Origin of the sequence: Pontibacter mucosus (genome assembly GCF_003054055.1) — a bacterium.
GTDB classification, from domain to species: Bacteria; Bacteroidota; Bacteroidia; order Cytophagales; family Hymenobacteraceae; genus Pontibacter; species Pontibacter mucosus.
Genome location: NZ_QBKI01000006.1, coordinates 332,352 through 355,512 on the forward strand (window position 1 = coordinate 332,352; position 23,161 = coordinate 355,512).

General features: G+C 53.5%; 23 protein-coding genes. 14 read left to right on the forward strand and 9 right to left on the reverse strand.

Annotated elements, in window-relative coordinates:
* Window positions 1-138 precede the first annotated feature (138 nt).
* The 4 genes from C8N40_RS13595 (at window position 139) to C8N40_RS13610 (ending at window position 7,334) form a co-directional block, all read left to right on the forward strand.
* Window positions 139-1,539 (forward strand): sugar MFS transporter, encoded by a 1,401-nt coding sequence (locus C8N40_RS13595; protein ID WP_108212314.1) that lies wholly within the window; start codon window positions 139-141, stop codon window positions 1,537-1,539.
* 189 nt (window positions 1,540-1,728) lie between these two features.
* Window positions 1,729-4,023, forward strand: coding sequence for a patatin-like phospholipase family protein (locus C8N40_RS13600; protein ID WP_108212315.1), 2,295 nt, complete (start codon window positions 1,729-1,731; stop codon window positions 4,021-4,023).
* 265 nt (window positions 4,024-4,288) lie between these two features.
* Window positions 4,289-5,740, forward strand: a complete 1,452-nt coding sequence (locus C8N40_RS13605) for a S8 family serine peptidase (protein WP_245905121.1) — start codon at window positions 4,289-4,291, stop codon at window positions 5,738-5,740.
* Window positions 5,741-5,921: 181 nt separating this feature from the next.
* Complete coding sequence (locus C8N40_RS13610; protein WP_108212317.1) at window positions 5,922-7,334, forward strand: MBL fold metallo-hydrolase; 1,413 nt, start codon at window positions 5,922-5,924, stop codon at window positions 7,332-7,334.
* A 78-nt stretch (window positions 7,335-7,412) separates the two neighbouring features.
* On the opposite strand, the gene C8N40_RS13615 is transcribed toward C8N40_RS13610, so the two are convergent.
* Window positions 7,413-7,991 carry an AraC family transcriptional regulator gene (locus tag C8N40_RS13615; RefSeq protein ID WP_108212318.1) on the reverse strand — a complete coding sequence of 193 codons (579 nt, stop codon included), beginning with the start codon at window positions 7,989-7,991 and terminating at the stop codon, window positions 7,413-7,415.
* A 122-nt stretch (window positions 7,992-8,113) separates the two neighbouring features.
* On the opposite strand from C8N40_RS13615, the gene C8N40_RS13620 reads away from it, so the two are divergent.
* On the forward strand, window positions 8,114-8,521 hold the full coding sequence (locus tag C8N40_RS13620; protein WP_108212319.1) for a hypothetical protein: 408 nt from the start codon (window positions 8,114-8,116) through the stop codon (window positions 8,519-8,521).
* 4 nt (window positions 8,522-8,525) lie between these two features.
* Here C8N40_RS13620 and C8N40_RS13625 read toward each other — a convergent pair whose 3' ends face one another.
* Together C8N40_RS13625 and C8N40_RS13630 are read right to left on the reverse strand one after the other, a co-directional pair.
* Entirely contained in the window at window positions 8,526-9,389 is an 864-nt protein-coding gene (locus C8N40_RS13625) for a pirin family protein (RefSeq protein ID WP_108212320.1), read from the reverse strand.
* 548 nt (window positions 9,390-9,937) lie between these two features.
* Window positions 9,938-10,648: a hypothetical protein gene (locus C8N40_RS13630; RefSeq protein ID WP_108212321.1), complete on the reverse strand. Its 711-nt coding sequence runs from the start codon at window positions 10,646-10,648 to the stop codon at window positions 9,938-9,940.
* 5 nt (window positions 10,649-10,653) lie between these two features.
* Here C8N40_RS13630 and C8N40_RS22695 point away from each other — a divergent pair, with 5 nt between their 5' ends.
* Entirely contained in the window at window positions 10,654-10,821 is a 168-nt protein-coding gene (locus tag C8N40_RS22695) for a hypothetical protein (RefSeq protein ID WP_170114106.1), read from the forward strand.
* On the opposite strand, the gene C8N40_RS13635 is transcribed toward C8N40_RS22695, so the two are convergent.
* Window positions 10,791-11,303, reverse strand: coding sequence for a hypothetical protein (locus C8N40_RS13635; RefSeq protein ID WP_108212322.1), 513 nt, complete (start codon window positions 11,301-11,303; stop codon window positions 10,791-10,793). The genes C8N40_RS22695 and C8N40_RS13635 overlap by 31 nt on opposite strands.
* A gap of 297 nt (window positions 11,304-11,600) precedes the next feature.
* On the opposite strand from C8N40_RS13635, the gene C8N40_RS13640 reads away from it, so the two are divergent.
* The 3 genes from C8N40_RS13640 (at window position 11,601) to C8N40_RS13650 (ending at window position 13,782) form a co-directional block, all read left to right on the forward strand.
* A complete protein-coding gene (locus C8N40_RS13640; RefSeq protein ID WP_108212323.1) occupies window positions 11,601-12,338 on the forward strand; it encodes a DUF72 domain-containing protein in 738 nt (245 codons plus the stop codon).
* Between the two features lie 101 nt (window positions 12,339-12,439).
* Window positions 12,440-13,453 carry an NAD(P)/FAD-dependent oxidoreductase gene (locus C8N40_RS13645; RefSeq protein WP_108212324.1) on the forward strand — a complete coding sequence of 338 codons (1,014 nt, stop codon included), beginning with the start codon at window positions 12,440-12,442 and terminating at the stop codon, window positions 13,451-13,453.
* Window positions 13,453-13,782 (forward strand): 2Fe-2S iron-sulfur cluster-binding protein, encoded by a 330-nt coding sequence (locus C8N40_RS13650; RefSeq protein WP_092099184.1) that lies wholly within the window; start codon window positions 13,453-13,455, stop codon window positions 13,780-13,782. The genes C8N40_RS13645 and C8N40_RS13650 overlap by 1 nt, the downstream gene beginning before the upstream one ends.
* A gap of 620 nt (window positions 13,783-14,402) precedes the next feature.
* Here C8N40_RS13650 and C8N40_RS13655 read toward each other — a convergent pair.
* Together C8N40_RS13655 and C8N40_RS13660 are read right to left on the reverse strand one after the other, a co-directional pair.
* Window positions 14,403-14,819 carry a hypothetical protein gene (locus tag C8N40_RS13655; RefSeq protein WP_108212325.1) on the reverse strand — a complete coding sequence of 139 codons (417 nt, stop codon included), beginning with the start codon at window positions 14,817-14,819 and terminating at the stop codon, window positions 14,403-14,405.
* A gap of 15 nt (window positions 14,820-14,834) precedes the next feature.
* The gene (locus C8N40_RS13660) at window positions 14,835-15,704 is read right to left on the reverse strand and encodes a TIGR02587 family membrane protein (protein WP_108212326.1); all 870 of its coding nucleotides are present in this window, start codon (window positions 15,702-15,704) and stop codon (window positions 14,835-14,837) included.
* Between the two features lie 164 nt (window positions 15,705-15,868).
* Between C8N40_RS13660 and C8N40_RS13665 the strand changes: the two genes are divergently transcribed.
* Both C8N40_RS13665 and C8N40_RS13670 read left to right on the forward strand, forming a co-directional pair.
* A complete protein-coding gene (locus tag C8N40_RS13665; RefSeq protein ID WP_108212327.1) occupies window positions 15,869-16,516 on the forward strand; it encodes an outer membrane beta-barrel protein in 648 nt (215 codons plus the stop codon).
* Window positions 16,517-16,664: 148 nt separating this feature from the next.
* The gene (locus C8N40_RS13670) at window positions 16,665-17,345 is read left to right on the forward strand and encodes an autotransporter domain-containing protein (protein ID WP_108212328.1); all 681 of its coding nucleotides are present in this window, start codon (window positions 16,665-16,667) and stop codon (window positions 17,343-17,345) included.
* Window positions 17,346-17,433: 88 nt separating this feature from the next.
* Here C8N40_RS13670 and C8N40_RS13675 read toward each other — a convergent pair whose 3' ends face one another.
* Together C8N40_RS13675 and C8N40_RS13680 are read right to left on the reverse strand one after the other, a co-directional pair.
* On the reverse strand, window positions 17,434-18,174 hold the full coding sequence (locus C8N40_RS13675) for a (Fe-S)-binding protein (protein ID WP_108212329.1): 741 nt from the start codon (window positions 18,172-18,174) through the stop codon (window positions 17,434-17,436).
* Between the two features lies 1 nt (window position 18,175).
* A complete protein-coding gene (locus C8N40_RS13680; protein WP_108212330.1) occupies window positions 18,176-19,021 on the reverse strand; it encodes a hydroxymethylglutaryl-CoA lyase in 846 nt (281 codons plus the stop codon).
* 341 nt (window positions 19,022-19,362) lie between these two features.
* Between C8N40_RS13680 and C8N40_RS13685 the strand changes: the two genes are divergently transcribed.
* From C8N40_RS13685 to C8N40_RS13695, 3 genes are all read left to right on the forward strand, one after another.
* Window positions 19,363-20,790 (forward strand): aldehyde dehydrogenase, encoded by a 1,428-nt coding sequence (locus tag C8N40_RS13685; RefSeq protein WP_211318112.1) that lies wholly within the window; start codon window positions 19,363-19,365, stop codon window positions 20,788-20,790.
* 98 nt (window positions 20,791-20,888) lie between these two features.
* Complete coding sequence (locus tag C8N40_RS13690) at window positions 20,889-21,260, forward strand: hypothetical protein (RefSeq protein ID WP_108212331.1); 372 nt, start codon at window positions 20,889-20,891, stop codon at window positions 21,258-21,260.
* 81 nt (window positions 21,261-21,341) lie between these two features.
* Window positions 21,342-22,391: a CNNM domain-containing protein gene (locus C8N40_RS13695; RefSeq protein ID WP_108212332.1), complete on the forward strand. Its 1,050-nt coding sequence runs from the start codon at window positions 21,342-21,344 to the stop codon at window positions 22,389-22,391.
* 243 nt (window positions 22,392-22,634) lie between these two features.
* Here the strand turns inward: C8N40_RS13695 and C8N40_RS13700 are convergent, their stop codons facing one another.
* The gene (locus C8N40_RS13700; RefSeq protein WP_108212333.1) at window positions 22,635-23,072 is read right to left on the reverse strand and encodes a nucleoside deaminase; all 438 of its coding nucleotides are present in this window, start codon (window positions 23,070-23,072) and stop codon (window positions 22,635-22,637) included.
* Window positions 23,073-23,161: the final 89 nt, after the last annotated feature.

Sequence of the window (23,161 nt, forward strand, 5' to 3'; positions counted from 1 at the left end):
CTTGATTCCATACAATCTATACAAAAAAATGACGCTTGTTGCGCCTGAAGAGCATTACTAACCGAACGATGCAGACCAACACACAGCAAACTATACTTACACTTACACTTACTCAACTTTTAACTTTCATCAGACTATATGGCTGGCTCAACGCACACCGATATTAACACGCCACCGGCACAAGCCCTTACCACCAATTACAAGGGCCCGCTTGTGACGGTAACGATGCTCTTCTTTATGTGGGGCTTTATTACCTGCCTCAACGACATCCTGATCCCAAAATTACAGCAGGCGTTTACCCTGGAGTTGTGGCAGGCCATGCTCATCCAAACGGCCTTCTTCGGTGCCTACTTTTTTGTGTCGCTCCTATACTTTATACTTTCCGTTACCAAGGGTGACCCTATTCGCCGCATCGGATACAAGAACGGTATCATTGTGGGCCTGGTGGTGGCCGCGGTGGGGTGTACGCTTTTCTACCCATCGGCCTCTTTTCATAGCTACGGCTTTTTCCTGGGTGCCCTGTTTATACTTGCCTCGGGCATCACCATCCTTCAGATTGCGGCCAACCCGTACGTGGCCATACTTGGCCCGCCCGAAGGGGCAGCCAGCCGCCTGAACATGACGCAGGCGCTTAACTCGCTGGGAACGACAGTGGCCCCTATCATCGGTGGCTACCTTATCTTCGGGGCGGTAGATGCCGCCGAAACCGGTGCTGAGTCTGTAAAGATGCCTTATCTGGGCCTGGCGGCTGCCCTGCTGGCCATTGCCCTGCTCATTAAAGTGGCCAAGCTGCCCAATATCCATGCCGGCGACGAGATTAAACCGGGTGCCGAAGCGCTGCAACACCGCCACCTGCTGCTCGGTATCATCTGTATTTTTGCTTACGTGGGGGGCGAGGTATCGATTGGCAGCGCGCTTATCAACTTTTTCATGCTGCCCGAGATTGCCGGGCTGAATGAGGCGCAGGCCGGCCACTTCCTGGCCTTTTATTGGGGAGGCGCCATGGTGGGCCGTTTCTTCGGAGCCATTGCCCTGTCCGACACCAAGAACTCGGGCGGTAAATACCTGGCGATGGGCGGCATAACGGCGCTGGTGTTTGTGCTGCTGTCCCTGGCCTATGGCCTGAATGAGGCGCTGATCGTGCTGGGCCTTATCGCCCTGAACTTTATGGTGCTGATGCTGGGCAAATTCATCCCGAGCAGAACGCTGGGTTACTTTGCCGCTACGGTAGTGGTGCTGCTGCTTATCACGTGCTTTGCCACAGGTTCAGTGGCCATGTGGGCGGTCATCTCCATCGGCCTGTTTAACTCCATCATGTTCCCGACCATCTTTACGCTGGCCATCAAAGGACTGGGTGTGCACACCAGCCAGGCATCCTCGCTGCTGGTAATGGCCATTGTGGGCGGCGCCGTGCTGCCTCCTATTCAGGGTGCCGTAGCCGACATCACCGGCGACTTGCAGATATCTTTCCTGGTGCCGCTGCTTTGCTACCTGTACATTCTGTACTATGGCTTCTCCGGTTATAAGATCCAGGAATAAACGGATAAAACCGCGCCATACTTTCCAGAAGCCAGCTCCTCCAAGGGCTGGCTTTTTTTGTAGCCAGTTCAGAATCCGTTTTATACGTTAGCAGCTTGCTTAGAATTGCTTAACTTTCCGGCTCCGTGGCTCCCGTACTAAACTCCGTTTGTGGAGGTTAGGATGGAAGTATAAAATTCTCCAAAGCTGATGAGGCACTACCTGTTACTGCTATTGCTGCTGCTTTCTACGTTCGTGCCTGCACGGATAGAAGCCCAGGCCTTGCCGGAGCGCCCCGCCAAGCGCCCTAAAATCGGGCTGGTGCTGAGTGGCGGCGGGGCCAAGGGCATGGCGCATATCGGATTTCTAAAGGTACTGGAGGAGGCGGGCATCCGTCCGGATTATGTGACAGGTACCAGTATGGGCAGCCTGGTGGGCGCGCTGTATGCCCTGGGCTATTCAGCCAGCGAGATTGAGCAGATTGCCCTGGAGCAGGATTGGGAGATGCTGCTCAGCAACCAGGTGCCCCTGAGCCAAATCGCCTTCGAGGAAAAGGAGTACTACAGCCGCTACCTGCTGGAGCTGCCTGTAAACGGCACCCGCATCAGTTTTCCGAGCGGCCTGATAGAAGGGCAGGCGCTCAACAACCTGCTCATCCGGCTGACGCGCGGCGCCCACAGCACCCAGGATTTCCGCAAGCTGCCTATTCCCTTTGCCTGCGTAGCCACCGACATGGTCACCGGCCAGAAGGTGGTGCTGCAGCAGGGCTTTCTGCCGGAGGCCTTGCGCGCCAGTATGGCCATACCCACTGTTTTTACTCCTATTAAACTGGATGGCCGTATGCTCGTGGACGGCGGACTGGTGCAGAATTTTCCGGTGCAGGAGGCGCTGGACATGGGTGCAGATTTCGTGATTGGTGTAAACGTGGGCGGCGGGCTGGAGCCGGAGCAGAACCTCAAGACCATGCTGGACGTGCTGGTGCAGGCCACCTTTTTCACAAGCGCCTCCAACCTGGAAAGCGAGAAAAAGAAGACAGACCTGCTTATAGACGTGTTGCCCTTCCTGGAGGGGTATAAAACCAGCAGCTTCACCGACACGGAGAAGATCATAGAGATTGGGGAGTCGGTGGCGCGCCAGTACGAAGACAGCCTCCGGAGCCTGGGCACCTACTTTAACTCGTTCCGGGATCCGATGCACGAGCCTGACCTGAGCACCCTGCAGGACTCTGTGCTGCTGAACCAAATCTTGATCAGCGGCTCGAAAACCACCCCAAAACGCATCCTGCGCCGACGGCTGCGTCTCCGTGAAAACGAGCCGACCACCGTCAGCACCATCGAGAACCGCATCGAAGTATTGTACGGCACAGGGCACTTTAACAAGGTTTCCTATGCGCTGGTGCCCGCCGACAGCGGTTATCATTTGCAGGTAAACCTGGAGGATGGGGCCTTGGGAGCGCTTAAAACTGCCATCTATTATGACTCTGAAAACAGGGCCGGTGCCACGGTAAACCTAACGCGCCGCAACCTGCTCTGGCAGGGCTCCCGCTTTGTGGCAGAGGTAGACCTTGGGCAGAACATCCGCAGCGACGTGAACTACCTCAAGTATATGGGTTACCGCTATCATCTGGCCGCCAAACTGGGCAGTCAGTATTACAAAACCGATCTCCCGCTGTTCAACGACAACGGCAACAAAATTGCGATTCTGCAGCGCAACAGCAACACCGCTACCCTGGGCTGGCAAACCACCACTAACAATACCTGGACCCTGGGGCAGCAGCTAGAATACAAACTCTCGCGCCTCTACCCGCAAGTGGCAGGCCAGATGAACATCGACACCCTGACGGTGGACATCAACCACCTGGAGCAGCTAAAAGTGAGAAACTGGAGCCTCTCCACCTTCTTCCGCCACAACAACCTCGACAGGCAGGTATACCCTACCCGCGGCTGGCGCACCGAGGCGCAGGGAAGCTATGTTTTCGGGAACAGGTTTTCGGTGCGGGCACGGCCCGACCATGCCGAATTGGAGGAAAGTATGGCAGGCAAGCACTATGACGCTTACTTCCGGGTAGCGCTTCATGCTAATGGGATTGTACCGCTGCGGAAAAACCTGAGCCTGATACTGCGCCAGGGCCTGGTGATGTACACTAACAACGACCTGCCGATAGGCGAGGAAAGCCTGGTGGGCGGTTATACTTCGGTGCTGCCTAACATGGTAGAGTTCCGTGCGGCTGAGCCCTTTGCCTACTCTGCCGATAACCTGCTCTATGCCGGCCTTGGGGTGCAGGTAGCCCTGCGGCGGAAACTGTACCTGCAGCTTCACTCCACGCTGATGGACACCGGCTTGCTGCACGGTTACCGTACGCTGCGCGGAAAAACCACGCGCCTGGGCTACAGCGCCACGTTGGGGTACATCACCCCGTTCGGGCCCGTAACAGCAGGCATAGCCCATGAAAACAAATCGGATTGGAGGGGGTTCATTAGCCTTGGGTTCAGGCTGCCCTGGTAAAAACAAAGTATAAACATCAATAGAAATATCCAACCTTAGCCATGCAAATTTATAAGACGCTTACACCCTCTATACTTCCATTCACCCTTAAATTTGTTTCTTTCACCATAAATGAATAAACAAAATCCTATAGACATCATCCTTTTGTACACTTTTTCAGTTTAAGGTCGAATAGCAACAAAGCTCGTTTGTTGCGATAAACCATCCATTCACCTTATAACAAACTCTTATGTACAAAAACCTTACGAAACGTGCTGCATTACCCATGCTAGCGCTAGGCCTTTTGCTGTCTTGTACCCCCGACGAGGAGCAGGCTACACCTTCATCAGCCCTCAACGCTGACGCCACCTCCAACGCTGCAAACGGCGCAGTAAGCCAGGCTGTGAAAATCAAGAAAGGCCATTACATGCTGATTGCCTCCGGCAGTGAGCTGCCAGCTGATCTGAGCAGCCAGGTGAAGGGCATGAAGGGCAACCTGACAGGCATCATGAAAAACGTGGGCATTGCTACCGTTACCTCCGACGACCCTGCCTTTGCTGCCCAGGCCAGCAAGATAAAGGGCGTGACCGTTGTGCCTGATTTGGAGATACAGTGGTACAACCCTGACGACATGAAGGTGATGGCGTTTGATGCGGAGGCCTTTGGAAACCCACCCTACAGCGGCGACAATGACCCGTACTTCGAGCTCCAGTGGGGCCACGACGCAGTGGATGCACCAGAAGCCTGGAACGCCGGGCACCGCGGCAAGGGAGTTCGTGTGGCCGTGCTGGACGGTGGCTTTGACCTGGATCACCCTGACCTGGCGCCTAACATTGATATGGCTGCCAGCAGGAGCTTTGTAGTAGGTGAGGAACTGCAGTACATGCTAAACAACACCTTCAGCCATGGCACCCACACAGCGGGCACAGTGGCCGCAGCTGATAACGGATTTGGCGTGATTGGGGTGGCGCCGGAGGCTGAGCTTATACTTGTAAAGGTACTGCGCGATTCTGGTAGCGGCTCTTTCTCCTGGATGATGCAAGGCATCCTGCATGCCGTTGAAATGGGCGCAGACGTGGTAAACATGAGCTTAGGTGCCTCACTTCCGGTTAACGGAAAATTCCTGGATGAGGACGGCAATGTGATCAACGATACCAAGGCTGTTCAGGAGTTGCTCAACGCCATCAGCAAGGTTACCAACTATGCCACACAGCAAGGGGTAACGCTTATTGCCTCGGCTGGTAACGCGGCAAACAACGGTCAGAAGGACAAGTCGCTGATCCACATTCCTTCCGGGTCGGCTAACGTGATTTCCATTTCTGCCACCGCCCCTGTTGGCTGGGCCATGAATCCGTTAACAGCTAACCTCGATAACCTGGCCTCCTACTCTAACTATGGCGTAACCGACGTTGACTTTGCCGCACCAGGTGGCGACGCCGCATATCCTGGAAGTGAGATCAGAAAGATCGGGCCTGTAACACAGTATGTGTATGTATTCGACCTGGTGTTCAGCACCGGCAACAATGGCTGGTACTGGTCTGCCGGCACCAGCATGGCCTCACCGCATGCAGCAGGCGTGGCGGCCCTTATCATCGGTGCTAACGGAGGCGACATGGACCCTGCCCACGTGAGAGCCGCGCTACGCGCCTCTGCCGACGATATTGGTAAGCCGGGCCGTGATCCATACTTTGGCCACGGTCGCGTAAATGCCTTTAGGGGAGTGTCTGCCCTGCAGTAACAAACAAAGTATAAACCTATAAAAAGCCCCTCCTGTTAGTGCAGGAGGGGCTTTTTGCATAGTTCACTCTTCCCAGGACCTATACTTCACCAGGTGCTGTAAGTATGATTGTGATAAAAGTCACTGCAGAAAGTATAGATTTTACCGATATTTGCCTTTATCATCAACAAAACGTGCACCCATGAAAGTAGAGCAACTATATACCGGCTGCCTGGCACAGGGCGCTTACTACATCGAAAGCAAGGGCGAGGCTGCCATCATAGACCCGCTCCGCGAGGTGAAACCATACATCGAGAAGGCTGCCAGGGATGGGGCTGATATAAAGTACGTGCTCGAGACACACTTCCACGCCGACTTCGTTTCCGGGCACCTGGACCTGGCGAAAGCAACCGGGGCCAGTATTGTGTTTGGGCCAAACGCCCAGCCCAAGTTTGATGCTCATATTGCACAGGACGGCGAGGAGCTGAAACTGGGTGATGTGACGATAAAAGTGCTGCACACGCCCGGCCATACCATGGAGTCTACCACGTACCTGCTGCTGGATGAGCAGGGCCGCGAGCATGCCATCTTCTCCGGCGACACGCTCTTTATAGGCGACGTGGGAAGGCCTGACCTGGCGGCAAAATCGGACCTGACGCAGGAGCAGCTGGCCGGACACCTGTACGACTCGCTGCGCAATAAAATTATGACTCTGCCTGATGAGGTGGTGGTATACCCGGCCCACGGCGCCGGCTCTGCCTGCGGCAAGAACATGAGCAAGGAGACGCACGACACGTTAGGAAACCAGAAGAAAGCCAATTACGCCCTACGGGCCGACATGACGAGGGAGGAGTTCATCAAAGAAGTGACAGATGGTTTGCTGCCCCCGCCGGGCTATTTCCCGCTGAACGTGATGCTCAACAAGGAGGGTTACGCCAGCATCGACCAGGTGATGCACCAGGGACTGCAGGCGCTCTCGCCGGAGGCCTTTGAGGCAGCGGCCAACGAAACGGGCGCCCTGGTGCTGGACACGCGCAAGCCCCAGGTCTTTGCCAAAGGCTTTATCCCGAACGCCATCAACATTGGCATAGACGGTGGTTTTGCTCCTTGGGTAGGCGCCCTGATACCCGATATTCAGCAGCCCATACTTTTTGTGGCAGATGAGGGACGTGAGGAGGAAGTGGTGACCAGGCTGGCCCGCGTGGGTTACGACCACGCCATCGGCTTCCTGAAGGGTGGCTTCCAGAGCTGGGTAGCGGCAGGCAAGGAAGTGGACACGATTACATCCATCACGGCAACAGAGCTGGAAGAAAGGTATACGCAGGACAACAGCATTTTTATTGTGGATGTGCGCAAGCCGGGCGAGTATGAGGCGGAGCACCTGCAGGCGGCGCACTTCGCCCCACTCGATTACCTGAACGAGCACCTGGCGGAGTTGCCCAAAGACCAGACCCTCTACGTTCATTGTGCAGGGGGCTACCGCTCCATGATCGCAGCGTCTATACTTCGGGCAAGGGGTTATCAGCACCTGGTAGATATTAAAGGCGGCTACAAAGCTATTGCCGAAACGAGCCTGCCGCGCACAAACTTCGTGTGCCCCAGTACGCAAAAGTAATTTATACTTTGCCACACCTAAAACAGAAAGCCGGCAGAAGTTTATACTTCTGCCGGCTTTCTGTTTATACTTCCTGGGTTACTCCTGCACCCTGTCCAGTGTCTTACGCTTGTCGCTTTTAATCTTTTTGAAGTGGCTTGGGGTAAGGCCCGTCACTTTTTTAAACTGGTTGGACAGGTGGGCCACACTGCTGTAGCCAAGTTTGTAGGCTATCTCCTTCAGGCTCAGCTCATCATATACCAACAGCTCCTTCACCAGCTCGATGCGCTGCAGAATAAGGTATTTCTCGATGGTGATGCCCTCGGACGCGGAGAAGAGCGAACTGACGTAGTTATAGTCCAGGTCGAGTTTCTCGGCGATGTAGTCGGAGGTGTTGATGTGCAGGTCGCTTTCCCCTGCCTCGCGCACGAGCTCAATCACGGCCAGCTTTACCTTTTCTATCAACTGTGTCTTGCGGTCGTCCAGCAGCTCGAAGCCGTTGCTCTCCAGCATCTCCCGGATCTGCTCCAAATCCGGATTGCCCTCACTGGCAGACACTTCCGCCTCGCCAAGGTTTACCTGGTGCACCGTATAGCCCAGTTTCTGTAGTTCCTCTGCCACCACCCGTTTGCATCGGTCGCAGACCATGTTTTTTATACTTATTCTATGAGTTGCCATCTGTTTTGTCTCTGCATTCTGAATTGCTTTTACCGCTACAAAGTATAAAAATATACTTTAGTATATAGTAATACGTATCTTGTTATATCTTAAAACCTAGTAGCCTTACCTAAAACACTGCCATGGAATCCGCTGGTTCTATTGATTACCTGAAACTGCAACTGGTACCCGAGGAGAGCATGCTTTGCGTCACCTGGCTACGAGGTGTTAGCAGCGCCGAGTACCGCCAGGGGCTTCTCCACCTCAGGCAGGTAGTCCTGGACCATGGCATTAAACTGTGGTTTGTTGACGCCCGCCGCCTTACCCATGTCACCTTCGAGGACCAGCAGTGGATCATAAAGGAAATCATACCCGAGCTGCTGGCAAGCAGCCTGCAAAAGTTTGTGCGCGTGGTGCAGCCCGATGTATTCAGCTACATCACGTTCGAGGATCTGCTGCGCAGGGCACAGCAAAACTATAGCCTGATTGGCCACGTGGAGCAGTTTACGAGCGCCGAGGCTGCCATGGCCTGGCTCCAGATGAACGACTAAAATACTAGTCCTCGATCAGGATGCCCATTTTGCCCATCTGGTAATCGCGCATGGCCTGCATTATCTCGGTTTCGGTGTTCATCACGAAAGGCCCATTGGCTACCACCGGCTCTTCGAGCGGCCTGCCTGCCAGCAAGAGCGCGCGCGTGTCTGCTTTAGCTGTGAGTGTAATGGCCTCCCCATCCCTGTTGAAGATTACCTGGTGCAGGCCTTCCACCAACCCATAGCCAGCTACCTGCAAGGCGCCATCGAGCAAGTATAGAAAGGCGTTATACTCCTGTGGCACCGGAAACGTATAGCTGGCGCCAGCCTTTAGCTCCAGGCGCAGGGCCAGCACCGGCAACTTTGGTCGTACAGGCCCTCTAATACCTTCGAATTCACCGGCTACCACCTGCACCTTTACCCCATCTACCTCCACGGCAGGCGTATCTTCGGTGGGCAGGGGAATGTATTCCGGTTGGTCCATTTTGTGGGCGGCTGGCGTGTTTATCCAAAGCTGGACGATCTCCTGCATCCCTCCCCGCTCCAGGATATCCTCGGGCGGCCGCTCGCTGTGGATGATGCCCCTGCCTGTGTTCATCCACTGCGTGCCGCCTTCGTAAACCACGCTGTTGTTGCCGCGCGAGTCGCGGTGGTGCACGCCGCCCCTGTACACAAACGTAACCGGCGAAAAGCCACGGTGCGGGTGAGGCCCGGCCCCCTCGCGGCGCGGAACAACGTACTCCGGCATTTCCACCACCAGGTGGTGCAGCAGCAGGAAGGGGTCCAGCTGGGTTACCTGCTGTGTGGGAAAGGGCTGGCGCACCACCAAATCACCGGAGGTGGTTTCCTCGGCATAGAGCAAACGGGCTACGGTTCTGTTTTTCATCTTACAGGCAAAGTTATACTTATAACAGACATTCGGAACACAAGTTTTTGGCAGGGAGCAAAGTATAAAAACAAGCTCCGATGAAACTCCCCTCTCAGGAGGCAGGACCTCTAAGTTCTAACCTAAAGCGCTAATTCATGACAGGAAAGTTGAAAATATTAAGAACAAGATTCTTCCCTTGAGGACAAACGAGCACGGGGAGTGCGTAGTTTGCGAACGCAGTTTATGGAGGGGTGTTAGCTTTTAGCTAAGGCTTTTGCTACTGGCCTTACACCCCTATTGAGCGCTGCTCTCAAACAGCGAACTCTCGTTCTTGTTTGTCCTCAAGGGGACAGTTTTCTGTAGAACTTAACTGACTTCCCTCCCAGGAGGGGAATCATATTATAAGTACAATTGCAGTAACTTCCTTTCCGGGGGGAAGTGAGTTTACACCTTCATCAAAGTATAAATCGCAACATGGATTTTAAAGTATAAAAAGTTACGATTACTAAAAAAGCGACAGCACCCACCGATGGCAGGTGCTGTCGCTTAAAAGATCTCTAGTTACCTTAATAGTTCGGATCGTAGTCTGAGTAACCGCCTCTGTCGGTGCGGCGTCCATAATCGTCCTGGTGCCGGTTGCTGCCCTCAAAGTAGCGGCGCTCGCGTGGGTTGCGGTCCTGATGGAAGTAATTTGGCTCTCCCCTGTCGGTATGGGTGCTTCTGTCGGGATGCATCGAATTGTTGCTGTGGCCGCTGCCGTACCCCGAAGCCGAGGGCAAGTGCTCCGCGTTTCCGCCGCTGCCACTCATGGCATTGTAACGGCCAGCACCTCCAAAGTCGCCGTGCGTGCTGTAGTTGGCCCCGCCAAAGGCTGACCCGCTGTAGCCCCCCATCCTGCCGGACCGGTATTCCTGCTCCTGCTGTGCCCGGCGCTCCCGCTGCATGTGCCGTATTCGGTCATCGTTCTCATTATCGCGGCTCTCAAAACCGGGGAAACCATACCGCTGCCGGACGTTTGTCAGTTCATGCCCGCTGCCCTGCGTGTGCTCATAGTAGTTCTGTTCCATGTCGTAATCCAGCTTCGGATATGTCTGGAAGCGGTTGGTATCGAAGTCCCGGCGGTCGCGGAAATCGTGCGGGTTATGGCCATGGCGGTAGCGGTCCTGGTGCTCCTTCCCGAAGTCTCCGTCGCGGGTGTCGCGGTTAAAGTCATACACATCGCGGCCCGATTGCAGGCCTCCGTGGTAATAGTTGCTGTTATCTCGTTCGTCTCTCATAGCTTATGTGGTTAAGTGTAACGTTCATCCTGCTAAGTATAAACGGCATCAGCCTCTGTCGGTTATTGTGGCAAAGTTTAGGAAAAGAAAAAGCCCGCTCCTTGGGGCAGGCTTTTTATACTTTTATACTTCCGGGAAACGGCTACCGGCGGCGGCCATCGTTCTCGCTGTAGCGCGACTGATCAGCAGACCGGAAAGGGGTGCGGGTACCGGTTTTATGGCTCTTGGATCTGCTGGCAGGCTTATGCTCTTCAAGTGTGCTGTACCTGGTACTGCCGGGCTCAGCAACCGGGTAACCGTAGTTGTGGTCGATAAAGTCTGTGTACAAACGGCTGCCAGCATAGCTACCGTAAGTAGGCCTGTTGCTGTAGTCAGGAAACTCTACATACTGCTTTTCCCGCCCTTCCGGATGGGTGGTGGCATACCCTCCCTGGCTTCTGCGGCCGCTGTTGTAGGTAGAGGCGCTGTAATTGCCACGGCTATAGTCGCTGCTGTAGCTCTGGGTACCGTAGAAATCGTTCCCGCGCATGCTGGCGTTATCACGCCCGTAGCTGCGTTGCCGGTCATTTGTCGGGTTTATGCGGCTGCTCTCCTCGTTGCTGCCAACATCACGCTGCCCGTAAGCGTTGCGGTCATTACGATAGTCCAAGTTCATGATATGCACATTAAAAGTTTATCTTCCCTATTATTAATTAAACGCTCCTGTAAAACAGCTAGTTCTATACTCCACTTCTTAAAAGGGCACGTTCACCCTTATTTGCACACTATTAAATATTTATAAAGTATAAACTGCTTCCCTATATACCGATTTTACGTATGCTTTAGGATTACTTTTCCTTACCTCTAAAGCTGTTTCAACCTCCAAAAATCGGGTTCTGTGGCGTTGCGTCTATCTGCCTGTTCCTGAACAATTGCACTGATCAGAAGGTATAAGCCTTCTTAAAAAAGGCTTATGGAGCAGCAGCTACACATCGGAACGTCGGGGTGGCACTATAAACACTGGGTGGGCACTTTCTATCCGAAGGACGTACGTCAAAAGGACTTCACAGGTTACTACACCCGGTTCTTCCGTACGGTGGAAATCAATAATTCCTTTTATAAACTTCCCACGCCCGAGACCTTTGCCAGCTGGCGCAACGCCGTGCCCGACGACTTCATCTTCTCCGTGAAAGCCAGCCGCTACCTCACGCACATGAAAAAACTGCTGCATCCCCAGGAGCCGCTGAGTCGCTTTTTTCATAGCGCCAACGCCCTGGAGCACAAGCTGGGGCCGGTGCTTTTCCAGCTGCCGCCGGGCTGGAAAGTTAACGCCAGCCGCTTACGGGACTTTCTGGCCCAGTTGCCGCCCTACTACAGGTATACTTTTGAGTTCCGCCACCCGAGCTGGTACACGGATGAAATTTTGGACCTTCTCCGAAAACATAATGCCGCTTTTTGTATTTATGAGTTGGACGGCCATGTTACGCCCTTTCATGTTACCGCACCTTTTGTGTATGTGCGCCTGCACGGCCCCCACGGGAAGTATAGCGGGTCCTATACAGAAGAGGCACTGCAGGAGTGGGCGCGGCAATGCCTGGCATGGCGGCAGGCGGGCCTGGACGTGTATGTATACTTCGATAACGACCAGCTGGGCTATGCGGCCTTCAACGCGCTTCGTTTACAGGAGCTTGTAGCGCGCCGGCAAGTATAAATTGGATCGTAAACACCTCAAAAAGTATGAAATTTACTATGGAAGATGCCGCATGGTGGCTACCTTTACCTGTTGAATTAACTGAAACTATAACATAAATAATGAGCAAAATAACAACGGATATATGCATTGTGGGCGCTGGCCCGGTAGGCTTGTTTGCCGTGTTTGAGGCTGGCCTGCTCAAGATGCGTTGTCATGTGGTAGATGCGCTCCCTGCCGTTGGCGGGCAGCTATCCGAAATTTATCCTAAAAAACCGATTTATGATATTCCAGGCTTTCCGGAGATCTTGGCCGGAGACCTGGTAAAGAACCTGGAGCAGCAAATTGCACCTTTCCACCCTACTTTTACACTGGGCGAGCGCGTGGAGGACCTCGAGAAACTGGAGGACGGCTCGTTCATCGTCCGCACGGTGGACGGCACCGAAATCGCCTGCAAGGTGGTGGTGATCGCCGGAGGACTGGGTTCCTTTGAGCCGCGCAAGCCTGCCATCGAAAGCCTGGAGAAGTATGAGAAGAACGGCGTGGAGTACATGGTGCGCGACCCGGAAGTGTTCCACAACAAGCGCGTGGTGATAGCCGGCGGCGGCGACTCCGCCCTGGACTGGACCATCTACCTGGCCGGCCTTTGCAAAGAGCTGACGCTGGTGCACCGGGGCACTACCTTCAGAGGTGCGCCTGAGTCTGCTGCCAAGGTACTGAGCATGGCTGAGGAAGACCAAATCAAGCTACTACTGAAGTCGAACGTAACCGAGGTGCACGGCGAGGATGGGCTGGATGCGGTGACGGTGATGGTGGACAACAAGGAGCCTTATAAAATAGACACGGACTACTTCATTCCGCTCTTCGGGCTGGTGCCAAAGCTGGGCCCCATCGAGAACTGGGGACTGGAGCTGGATAAGGGTGCCATTGTAGTGGACACCCAGGATTACTCCACGAACGTGCCGGGCGTGTATGCCATCGGCGACATCAACACCTACCCTGGTAAGCTGAAGCTTATACTTTGCGGCTTCCACGAGGCGGCCCTGATGGCGCAGAGCGCATACAACATTATCTACCCGGACAAGAAGTTTGTGTTAAAGTATACCACTGTTAACGGCATTCAGGAACTACAGTAATGAAAGACGCAATCACAATATATGTAGCGCAGGACAACGGCGAGCGCGTTGAACTGGAGGCGCCTCTGGACATGAACCTGTCGGTGATGGAGGTGCTGAAGGCCAACGAATTTCCGGTGCAGGCTGTTTGCGGCGGCATGGCCATTTGCGCCACCTGCCACGTGGAGGTGCTGGAAAACGGCCAGGGCGAACTACCAGATATGGGCGACGACGAGGCGTACATGCTCGAATCGCTGCCCCACGCCACGGAAAGCAGCCGCCTCTCCTGCCAGCTGCGTGTTAACCCGGACCTGGATGGCCTGGTGGTGCGCATCATGCCGGAAGCATAAGCGCTCCACATTTTTAAAAACTGTCGGGCTCTTCTCAGTACTTGGGAGGAGCCCGATGGCTTTATAAGCCTTTTTGGAAACGCCACCTCCTACGATGTGGAAGAGCATGATCCGTCTGTGTCACATAGTAATCAGGCGGCCTCACACAATAAGAATAAAAGTAAAAGCTGAAGTATAAAGTATAAACCTGGTTACGATTAACCCACCCCTAACCCCTCCCAAGAGGGGAATCATAGTACAGCTGCAGCAACTCTCCTCTTGGGAGCATTATCGTTAAGTTCTGTCTTAACCACTACACTCTTGCATCCGAGGCTGAATATAGCAAGAACAAAATTCTCCCCTTGAGGACAAACGAGCATGGGAGTGCGTAGTTTGCGAACGCAGTTCATGGAGGGGTGTTAAATTTTGAAATGGACATTTGCAACTGGCTTTACACCCCTATAGTCCCCTCAAGGGGACAGTTTGTTGTGGAGCTTAATAGCCTGCCGCAGTAATAATGTATATGCCACTGGGGGAGAGTTCACACTCGTCGGTGGCAAGCGAGGGCTGCAGTGTTAACTCAAAGATCAAGTTTGGTATACTTCTATACTTATACATCCAGCCTCTGCTGGCAATTCCGTTTAAGGCTTCTCAAAACTGATTACCCGCGCGACCACAGAATCTGTCTGGCTGGCAGGCTTTTCAAACACCACCCATCCTTCCCGCTTCGATTCCTGCGGCACAAACGCGATATGCAGCTCCGCCTTCTCCAGTTCCTGCCCCCCTCTGCGGATGGACACCTGCACGCGCACTTCTTCTGCCGACGTGCCGCCCTTGTTTTCCACCTGCACCTGGTAGCGGTTGGGTGTATTTTCTGATGGTGATGGCCATACTTGAACGACTATCTCTGGTGGCGTTTCGGAGTGATGGTATACTTTATAGCCCAGGTAGCCCAGTATTGCCAGGACAAGTATAAGGCTCAGGCCGAACACGGTCCACTCGAACCAGTTTTTTATGTCCTTTTCCTCACCGCTGCTTTGCGATTCCTTCTTGTTCATGATGCATGTATTAGCTTATTTTATCAGAAGCCTGCCGGCAGAGGCGCCCAGCGAGGAAAGAACGCCCAGCACGATAATTTGCGAAAAAGCCACCCAAAAACTAACCCCGCTAAACCTGCCGAAAAACCAAAGTGCCGCTGCAGACACGGCAAGCGCGATAAGGTAGGTGATACAGGTATCCAAGGTCAGTTCAAAAGCGAGATTGCCAGACCTGCGCCCGGTTGCCCCCTTGAAATCGCTGAAGTACACCACCACCACACTGAGTAGCAGCGAGAGCACTGCCATCAGCAGCACATGGTAAGGTTGCGCCTCTACGGCAAGCATCAGCACCTCCTCCGTCGGGGCTACGTTGCCCCCAATCACGATTGCCCCGCACGTGGCCAGCACCACCATCCCGAATCGGAGCGGCTCCTTCTCTCGCTCCAGTTCGTCATCTTCCTCCTCATCCTCTTCATCCCCCAGCTGCGCCGTGCCAATAGACACGCCAATTGAAACAGCCATCGCCTCCACTATCACCTTCCCCATCACCTCTGCCAAGGCCATTTCGTGCAGCTGAATGCGGTTTAGCACAAACAGCACGCAAAAAGAGAGCACCAGCCCGATGCCCATCTCCTCAACGGAGTCCACCATCACGCTGCGCCAGGACACGCTGGGGTGCATGCCGGCATAACGGTTGTAGCCCAGCAGCAACTGGTACGTTACCAGCACCAGGATCAACAGCCGAAACGGAGAGGCAATAAAGCCGGCCCACCATACTTCCATGGTATACAGCAGCGGGAAGCTAAACAGCAGGCCGCCGGTTATACCGCGCGCGTACTCCTTCAGCGACTGCCGCAGCGGCCGGCTGTTGCTCCCCGCCTCCTGTTTTTTTCTTTCCTCTGTCACTTCCTCTGAATTTGTGCCATATACGGCTGAAGGGGAGTTACGGCTGCTTTGAGGATACTTTGGGGTATAGGAAACTTTAAAAAGTGTTTGTTAAAACATAGTATATTAGCTATACTTGTTGAACGTGACAGCATACAACCTTTTATTCAACTAAGAAAACAAACATGAAGAAGCTTCTAGCAGCAGCCCTATTCGCTTTACTGGGCACAGGTGCCTTCGCCCAAACCTCTCAGGGAACCGTTGTGGTAACGGGTAACTTTTCCCTTAGAGCTTCCACCTCAGATTACACTGTAAAAGACACACTAAACCGTAAATCAAACGGTGTTGGTTTGTACATAGGCCCAAGTGTTGGTTATATGCTTGGAGGCGGATTTGAGCTTGGCACAGCTCTAGGTTACTTCCACTCAACATATAAGGACAAGTACTTCAACAGTGAAGGCGATAGCTATGAAATAAAGACAAAATCGAACACCTTTAGCATTGGCCCTTATCTGAAAAAGCACTTTATGATCTCCGAGCAATTTGCCCTTACCGGTCAGTTTTCTACTGTATTAGGAGTCCGCAAAAAAAAATCCGACGATCCTGCTGATTCCCAGCCAAAAGACATCTTTTTTAATGCAGCGCTAGCCCCGGGAATTACCTATTTCCCCACTGATAAACTCGGTATAAGCGCCGGGCTTGGGGGGCTAAGATATGAGCAGTCTTCAAAGAAAACGGAAGCAGGTGGTACTCCTATAAATAAGAACTCTGGTTTTAAAGTTAGTTTCGAAGACGCGCTTTATTTCAGCTTAAGCTATTATCTCAATCGCTAGTAAAATTTCAATTGCAGCTGAGTAAGCACCTATGTTCCTCAGTTTTCCAGAAGGAAGTATGTGTAATTTCACACTGCTCTGACTTCTCTAAAATACCCCTGCCAGTTCACACTGTTGTAAAATCTTAAATTTCTAAAGAAGACAAACCATGAAAAGATTATGGCTTACCGTTCTCCTTGCATGCATCGGTTCCGCTGCTCTTGCCCAAACGTCACAGGGCTCCATTGTAGCCTCCGGCTCCCTAAACTATCAGCATAATACTTCCAAAAGCGACGCCGTCACGCATAGGACAGGCAACAGGTCCTTCACTCTAGCTCCCAGTATAGGCTACATGCTAAGAGATGGATTGGAAGCGGGAATGTCTATAGGATATACTTCATCCATCGATGAATCGAAGGTTTACTCCGTTCTACCGGATGGTAGTCTTCAACTGTATTCAACTAGTGAAACCACAGATCGCAGTTTTGCTATTGGACCTTATCTGAAGAAGTATTTCTATATCTCAGAGAAAATTGCATTTACTGGCCAAGCTTATGTCAATTATGTTTCGGCCGACCACGAGTCCCATTCGGAGAGTACTAGCGGCAGTTCAGGTTCATCTAATTCTGAGTGGACGGGTTTCAGTGCTGGTGTAAAACCTGGCATTACCTTTTTCCCAACTACCAAGATAGGTTTAAGCGCAGGCTTTGGAAATCTGGGATACACGCGCAATACATCAAAATCAAAGTTAGAGTTCTTTGATGATTATAAGTCTACCTCTTCAAACTTTGGTCTGGACCTGAGCGGCAACAGCCTTACCTTCGGCTTCAGCTACTACATCAGCCGCTAGCCAAGTATAGCAAGTATAAAAAGAGAGGCCTGCGCAAGTATAGATTCGCGCAGGCCTCTCTTTTTATACTTTAAGATGACATTTATACTTACCAGCCGCTGGCCAGCACGTCGGCGATGTGCATGGTTTTGATAGGCTTGTTCTGCTTTTTGATATAGGCCTCCAGGTGCATCAGGCAACTGCTGTCGGTGGAGACGATGTAATCGGCGCCGGTAGCCAGCGCATTGTCTACCCTTTGCTCGGCCATGGCTGAGGAAATCGCCTCGAACTTTACGGCGAAGGTGCCCCCGAAGCCGCAGCAGGTCTCGTTATCTTCCATCTCCACAAGCTCCAGCCCTTTTACGTTGCTCAGGAGCTCGCGCGGGCCCGCTTTGATGCCGCACTCGCGTAGGGCGCTGCAGGAGTCGTGGTAGGTATAGCGGCCTGGCAGCGAAGCCCCTTCGATACGCGTAATACCCAGCACATCGGTCAGGAACTCGGTCAATTCGTACACTTTCTTTTGCATGGCCCTATACTGCACCAGCTTCGACGACTTCACGAAAATATCCTGGTAGGCGTTGCGCACCATGCCCACGCACGACGCCGAGGGCGCCACGATGAAATGGGACGTATCGCTCGTGAAATCCTCCAGGAACTTATCGGCTACTTCACGGGCCTCGTTAAAAAAGCCGGCGTTGTAGGCTGGCTGTCCGCAGCAGGTCTGGTTGGGGTTGTAGCGCACATCGCAGCCTACCTTTTCCAGTACCTTCACCATGTTCATGGCCGTTTCGGGGAAGAGCTGGTCCACGAAGCACGGCACGAAAATATCAACTATGTGTCTTCTTAACATACTATAGAAACACCGCCCCCGATTCGGCCATGGCAGCCTGCAGAGCAGCTTTGTTGAGGTGCAAATCTACGCCAATATTTTCGAAGTAGCTTATCATATTTTCAGTTGGCATATTACCCACCAGTTCGTCCTTGGCCATGGGGCAGCCGCCGTAGCCGCGCAAAGCCCCATCGAAGCGGCGGCAGCCGGAAATATAAGCCGCCTCCACCTTCTCCTGCCAGGTAGCGGGCGTAGTGTGCAGGTGCGCCCCGAACTCGATATGCCCGAATGCCGGAATCAGATGCGAGAACAGGTAGGTGATATTCTCCGGCGTAGCCACGCCGATCGTGTCGGACAGAGAAACGATTTTAACCTGCAGCTTGTCAAGCTCCCGCACAAAGTTAATCACCGTCTCCACATCCCAGGGGTCATCATAGGGGTTGCCAAAGCCCATGGAGATATAGGTAACCAGCGTTTTGCCGTGTTTCTGACAGATGTCCTGGATTTCAGCCAATTGTAGCATGGCCTCGGCTATACTTTTGTTCGTGTTGCGTTGCTGAAACGTCTCCGACACCGACAGCGGAAAGCCCAGGTAATCTATTTGCTTATACTTTGCCGCCTCCCCTGCGCCACGCGTATTGGCGATAATGGCCAGTAGCTTAGAGGAAGTGTCCCCTAGGTCCAGCATGTCCAGCACCCCGGCTGTGTCGGCCATTTGCGGGATGGCCTTGGGCGACACAAAGCTCCCGAAATCGATCGTATCGAAGCCTACCTTGAGTAGTTGGTTGATGTAGTTTGCCTTTACCTCCGTGGGTATAAAATCCTTGATGCCTTGCATGGCGTCGCGGGGGCACTCGATTAGTTTCATAGTCCGGCGTTTAACGTTTAAGTATAGCAGGGCGGCCTTACCCAAAGGTACATTTATCCTTTTAACTAAAAAAGTACAATCTTATACTTTGACAGCATCCTTCTTTTACCTATATTTTATTCTAAAATCACATTGTTACAACTTAAACAGCAGACAATGATTGGGATTTACGTCCACAACAGGCTACGGTTCGGGAACAGGACATACACAACATATTGGGGTACAGCACATTTACACTTTGCCATTCCGGCACAGTGAAGTTAACAGGTTTATACTTCGATAGGCAGGTTCCGGGGAAGAAAAATCAGCTCCGGCCCTAACCCACGACTTACATAGAGCATATGCCACGCACCAATTCCGTACGCACCGCCCCACCTCCCGCAGATACCGACCTGCAGCATGTCCGGTCAATAGTTCAGAAGCAACGCGAGTTCTTCGCCAGCGGCCATACTTTAAACCTGGCGTTCCGCATGGAGCGCCTGCGGGAGCTGCAGCAGGCCATTCTACAGCACGAGCAGGACCTTCTGGATGCCATGTATGCTGATTTCCGCAAGCCGCAGGTAGAGGCGTACGCCACGGAGATAGGATTTATAGAGCTGGAGCTGAAACTGGTGCTGAAAAACCTGAGCAGCTGGGCTAAGCCGCAGCGGGTAAAAGAGTCGCTCCTGAACTTCCCCTCCCGCAGCTACATCCACTCCGACCCCTACGGCCTCACACTGATCATCGCGCCCTGGAACTACCCGTTTCAGCTGCTGCTGGCGCCGCTCATCGGGGCCATGGCCGCCGGCAACTGCGCCATCGTGAAACCCTCTGAGCTCACCCCCAACACCTCCGCCGTGGTGACCCGCCTGCTGCGCGCGCATTTCGACGAGGCTTACGTGGCAGCCGTGGAGGGTGGTGTCAGCACAACACAGCACTTGCTCCAGCAACGCTTCGACTTTATCTTTTTTACAGGCAGCACCAAGGTGGGCAAAATTGTGATGCGGGCCGCTGCTGAGCACCTGACGCCGGTAACCCTGGAGTTGGGCGGGAAGAGTCCTGCCATCGTAACCGAGGACGCTGACCTGGGTCTAGCCGCCCGCCGCATTGCCTGGGGCAAGTTTATGAACGCCGGCCAGACCTGCATCGCCCCGGACTACCTGCTGGTGCAGGAAAGTATAAAAGAGGACCTCATCGAGCTTATCATCCAATACATCGAGCAGTTTTACGGGCAGGACCCGCAGCAGAGTCCCGACTTTGCCCGCATCATAAACGATGCGCACTTTAACCGCCTGAGCAGGTATCTAAAAGACGGCCTGGTGCGCACCGGCGGCGTGACCGATGCGCCTACCCGCTACATCGCCCCCACCCTGCTGGACAAGGTGACGTGGCAGCACCCCGTGATGCAGGAGGAAATCTTCGGGCCTATCCTGCCGGTGCTAACCTTCGGCCAGTTAGACGATGCCATAGCTACAGTAAAACGACATGAGAAGCCGCTGGCCCTGTACCTGTTTACCTCGGATGATGAAAAGAAGGAACAGGTGCTGGCCCATACGTTCTTCGGTGGCGGCTGCGTCAACGACACCATCTCGCATGTAGCTAACCCCTATTTGCCTTTTGGAGGCGTGGGGCACAGCGGCATGGGCAGCTACCACGGCAAGAGCAGTTTCGACCTGTTCTCGCAGCAGAAAAGCGTGTTGCACCGCGGCACCTGGCTCGACCTGCCGATGCGCTATCCGCCCTATACCAACCGCCTGCAGTTTCTGCGCAAGGCGTTCAAATGGCTGTAGGGTACCCGGGCATTTCTTAACCCGTCAGGTTTATACTTCGTTTCAGGTAAGGTATGGTTCGCCATTGGGCAAAGGCCATGCTTTAAACGTATAAGACTATGGAAAACCTGATTCAATATTTAGACGACGCGCTCGTGCCGCTGGATAAAAAGCTGACCGAGTACCTGAACCTGGAGAAAGATATCCGGCAACTGGAAGTGGACCTGCTCACCAGGAGAGGCCCTGTGGAAGAGGCCGCCAAAAACACGTCTACCACCCTGAAAGAGGGACCTCACGTTTCTGAAGGCGAGCTACAGGAAATGAGGCAGCGCCTGGAAAAACTAAAGGCCGAAATTGTGGAGATGCTGCCCGAGAAGGACAAATTCATAGAGGTGAACCTGGGCTATGGCCCCAGCATGGTGGGCTACTTCACCGCCGATCCTGAAACGCACCAGCCCCTGCCCGAGCCTATTTTGCGGGTGGTGCATTAACTTTTCACAAAATTATTGCTCTCGAAAGCTTAATAGGATACTTTCGCGCAACACTGCATTTGTCAACCTTCGCATCACCACATGGGATTACTTCTCTTATACCTGGCCATTTCGCTGTTTTTCTCATTTCTCTGCTCCCTGCTAGAGGCCTCCCTGCTCAGCGTAACGCCCTCGCATGTAGCCATCGTGAGCAAAGAGAACCCATCCCTCGGCAAAGACCTGAAGCACTTTAAAGACAACATCGACAGGCCGCTGGCAGCCATACTTACCCTGAATACTTTTGCGCATACCATCGGGGCAGCAGGCGTGGGCGCGCAGGCGCAGCGGCTCTGGGGCGAGGAGTACCTGACGATCGTATCCGTCGTGTTAACTATCGTCATCCTGATTCTGACCGAGATCATCCCGAAAACACTGGGAGCCAACTACTGGAAACAGCTGATTCCTTTCACGGTGCGCACCCTTAAGATCTTGATTTACTCCCCGCTTTACCCGATTATCATCCTGTCGCAGGTGATAACCAAGCGCCTGAAGACGGACAAGGATCGGAGTGTGCTGAGCCGTGCTGACTTTACGGCCATGGCAGAGCTGGGCATTAAGGAGGGGATATTCAAGCACAGCGAATCGCAGGTGATCCAGAACATCCTGCGTTTCAACAACATCCTGGTGCGGCACATCATGACTCCCCGCACCGTTATCGTAAGCGCCCAAGAAGATATGACGATGACAGACTTTTTCCGCGACTTCCCGGACCTGCGTTTCTCCCGTATCCCCGTTTATACTTCCACTCTGGACGATATTCAGGGATACATCCTCAAAAACGAGGTGCTCCACAAGATCATCGCCAACCAGGGCAACCAGCCGCTTAAATCGGTGCTGCGCAGGATACTGGTGGTGCCCGAGCACATGGCCATCCCCACGCTGTTCAGCAAGCTGCAGGAGCAGCAGGAGCATATTGCGCTGGTGGTAGACGAGTACGGGGGCACCGCCGGCCTGGTAAGTATGGAAGACATCATCGAGACCCTGCTGGGCATGGAGATTATAGACGAGCTGGACCAGGTGGCCGACCTGCAGGAGTGGGCCCGGGAAAACTGGGAAAAGCGGGCGCGCCGCCTGGGCCATAACCCCGGGTAGCAGGCGCTAACGTATACTTTGCGCTGCGGAGGCTAATGCACCAGTCTCCGCAGTTTTCAGCTTCCAGACAAAAGGTTAAAAATATATCCCGAATTCCTATTTGTGCTTTTGTAGAAGTGTAAACCCACCCCTTCCCCTCCGAGGAGGAGAGTTCCTGTGACTGTAATCTCATTGGTGGGTAAATCGCAGCTCAAGTTCTACTGTTACCTCAGCCAGAACTACCGCATCTGCCCCGGGCGCTACTTACACGCCGATATCTTCATTCCAAACCTCCGGCTTTTCGGCGATGAAACGTTGCATCAGCGCCGCGCAGTCCGCATCATCCACCACCTCTACCGCCACGCCCCTGGACCGAAGTAAATCTTCCTCGCCTTTAAAGGTGCGGTTCTCGCCAATGACTACCTTGGGTATGCCGTACAGCAGGATGGTGCCCGAGCACATGGGGCAGGGTGACAAGGTGGTATAGAGCACACACTCGCGGTACACGGAGGCCGGCAGCCGACCGGCGTTTTCCAGCGCATCCATCTCGCCGTGCAGCACCACGCTGCCCTGCTGCACCCGCTTGTTATGCCCCCGGCCAATGATGTTGCCCTGGTGCACCAACACCGATCCAATGGGGATGCCCCCTTCTTCATAACCCTTTCTGGCCTCCTCCAGGGCTGCCTGTAAATACTGATCCATAGTTTATATTTTAAGGGAAGCAGCATTGCCTGCCCGGTTAATTTATACTTACAATGAGGTAAAAGAAAGCACAGGCGCGGCCTAACTTA

What these genes read in the sequence shown, in the direction of transcription:
- C8N40_RS13595 (WP_108212314.1), top strand. Translation starts at nt 139, where the DNA reads ATGGCTGGCTCAACGCACACCGATATTAACACGCCACCGGCACAAGCC.
- C8N40_RS13600 (WP_108212315.1), top strand. Translation starts at nt 1,729, where the DNA reads ATGAGGCACTACCTGTTACTGCTATTGCTGCTGCTTTCTACGTTCGTG.
- C8N40_RS13605 (WP_245905121.1), top strand. Translation starts at nt 4,289, where the DNA reads ATGCTAGCGCTAGGCCTTTTGCTGTCTTGTACCCCCGACGAGGAGCAG.
- C8N40_RS13610 (WP_108212317.1), top strand. Translation starts at nt 5,922, where the DNA reads ATGAAAGTAGAGCAACTATATACCGGCTGCCTGGCACAGGGCGCTTAC.
- C8N40_RS13615 (WP_108212318.1), bottom strand. Translation starts at nt 7,991, where the DNA reads ATGGCAACTCATAGAATAAGTATAAAAAACATGGTCTGCGACCGATGC.
- C8N40_RS13620 (WP_108212319.1), top strand. Translation starts at nt 8,114, where the DNA reads ATGGAATCCGCTGGTTCTATTGATTACCTGAAACTGCAACTGGTACCC.
- C8N40_RS13625 (WP_108212320.1), bottom strand. Translation starts at nt 9,389, where the DNA reads ATGAAAAACAGAACCGTAGCCCGTTTGCTCTATGCCGAGGAAACCACC.
- C8N40_RS13630 (WP_108212321.1), bottom strand. Translation starts at nt 10,648, where the DNA reads ATGAGAGACGAACGAGATAACAGCAACTATTACCACGGAGGCCTGCAA.
- C8N40_RS22695 (WP_170114106.1), top strand. Translation starts at nt 10,654, where the DNA reads ATGTGGTTAAGTGTAACGTTCATCCTGCTAAGTATAAACGGCATCAGC.
- C8N40_RS13635 (WP_108212322.1), bottom strand. Translation starts at nt 11,303, where the DNA reads ATGAACTTGGACTATCGTAATGACCGCAACGCTTACGGGCAGCGTGAT.
- C8N40_RS13640 (WP_108212323.1), top strand. Translation starts at nt 11,601, where the DNA reads ATGGAGCAGCAGCTACACATCGGAACGTCGGGGTGGCACTATAAACAC.
- C8N40_RS13645 (WP_108212324.1), top strand. Translation starts at nt 12,440, where the DNA reads ATGAGCAAAATAACAACGGATATATGCATTGTGGGCGCTGGCCCGGTA.
- C8N40_RS13650 (WP_092099184.1), top strand. Translation starts at nt 13,453, where the DNA reads ATGAAAGACGCAATCACAATATATGTAGCGCAGGACAACGGCGAGCGC.
- C8N40_RS13655 (WP_108212325.1), bottom strand. Translation starts at nt 14,819, where the DNA reads ATGAACAAGAAGGAATCGCAAAGCAGCGGTGAGGAAAAGGACATAAAA.
- C8N40_RS13665 (WP_108212327.1), top strand. Translation starts at nt 15,869, where the DNA reads ATGAAGAAGCTTCTAGCAGCAGCCCTATTCGCTTTACTGGGCACAGGT.
- C8N40_RS13670 (WP_108212328.1), top strand. Translation starts at nt 16,665, where the DNA reads ATGAAAAGATTATGGCTTACCGTTCTCCTTGCATGCATCGGTTCCGCT.
- C8N40_RS13675 (WP_108212329.1), bottom strand. Translation starts at nt 18,174, where the DNA reads ATGTTAAGAAGACACATAGTTGATATTTTCGTGCCGTGCTTCGTGGAC.
- C8N40_RS13680 (WP_108212330.1), bottom strand. Translation starts at nt 19,021, where the DNA reads ATGAAACTAATCGAGTGCCCCCGCGACGCCATGCAAGGCATCAAGGAT.
- C8N40_RS13685 (WP_211318112.1), top strand. Translation starts at nt 19,363, where the DNA reads ATGCCACGCACCAATTCCGTACGCACCGCCCCACCTCCCGCAGATACC.
- C8N40_RS13690 (WP_108212331.1), top strand. Translation starts at nt 20,889, where the DNA reads ATGGAAAACCTGATTCAATATTTAGACGACGCGCTCGTGCCGCTGGAT.
- C8N40_RS13695 (WP_108212332.1), top strand. Translation starts at nt 21,342, where the DNA reads ATGGGATTACTTCTCTTATACCTGGCCATTTCGCTGTTTTTCTCATTT.
- C8N40_RS13700 (WP_108212333.1), bottom strand. Translation starts at nt 23,072, where the DNA reads ATGGATCAGTATTTACAGGCAGCCCTGGAGGAGGCCAGAAAGGGTTAT.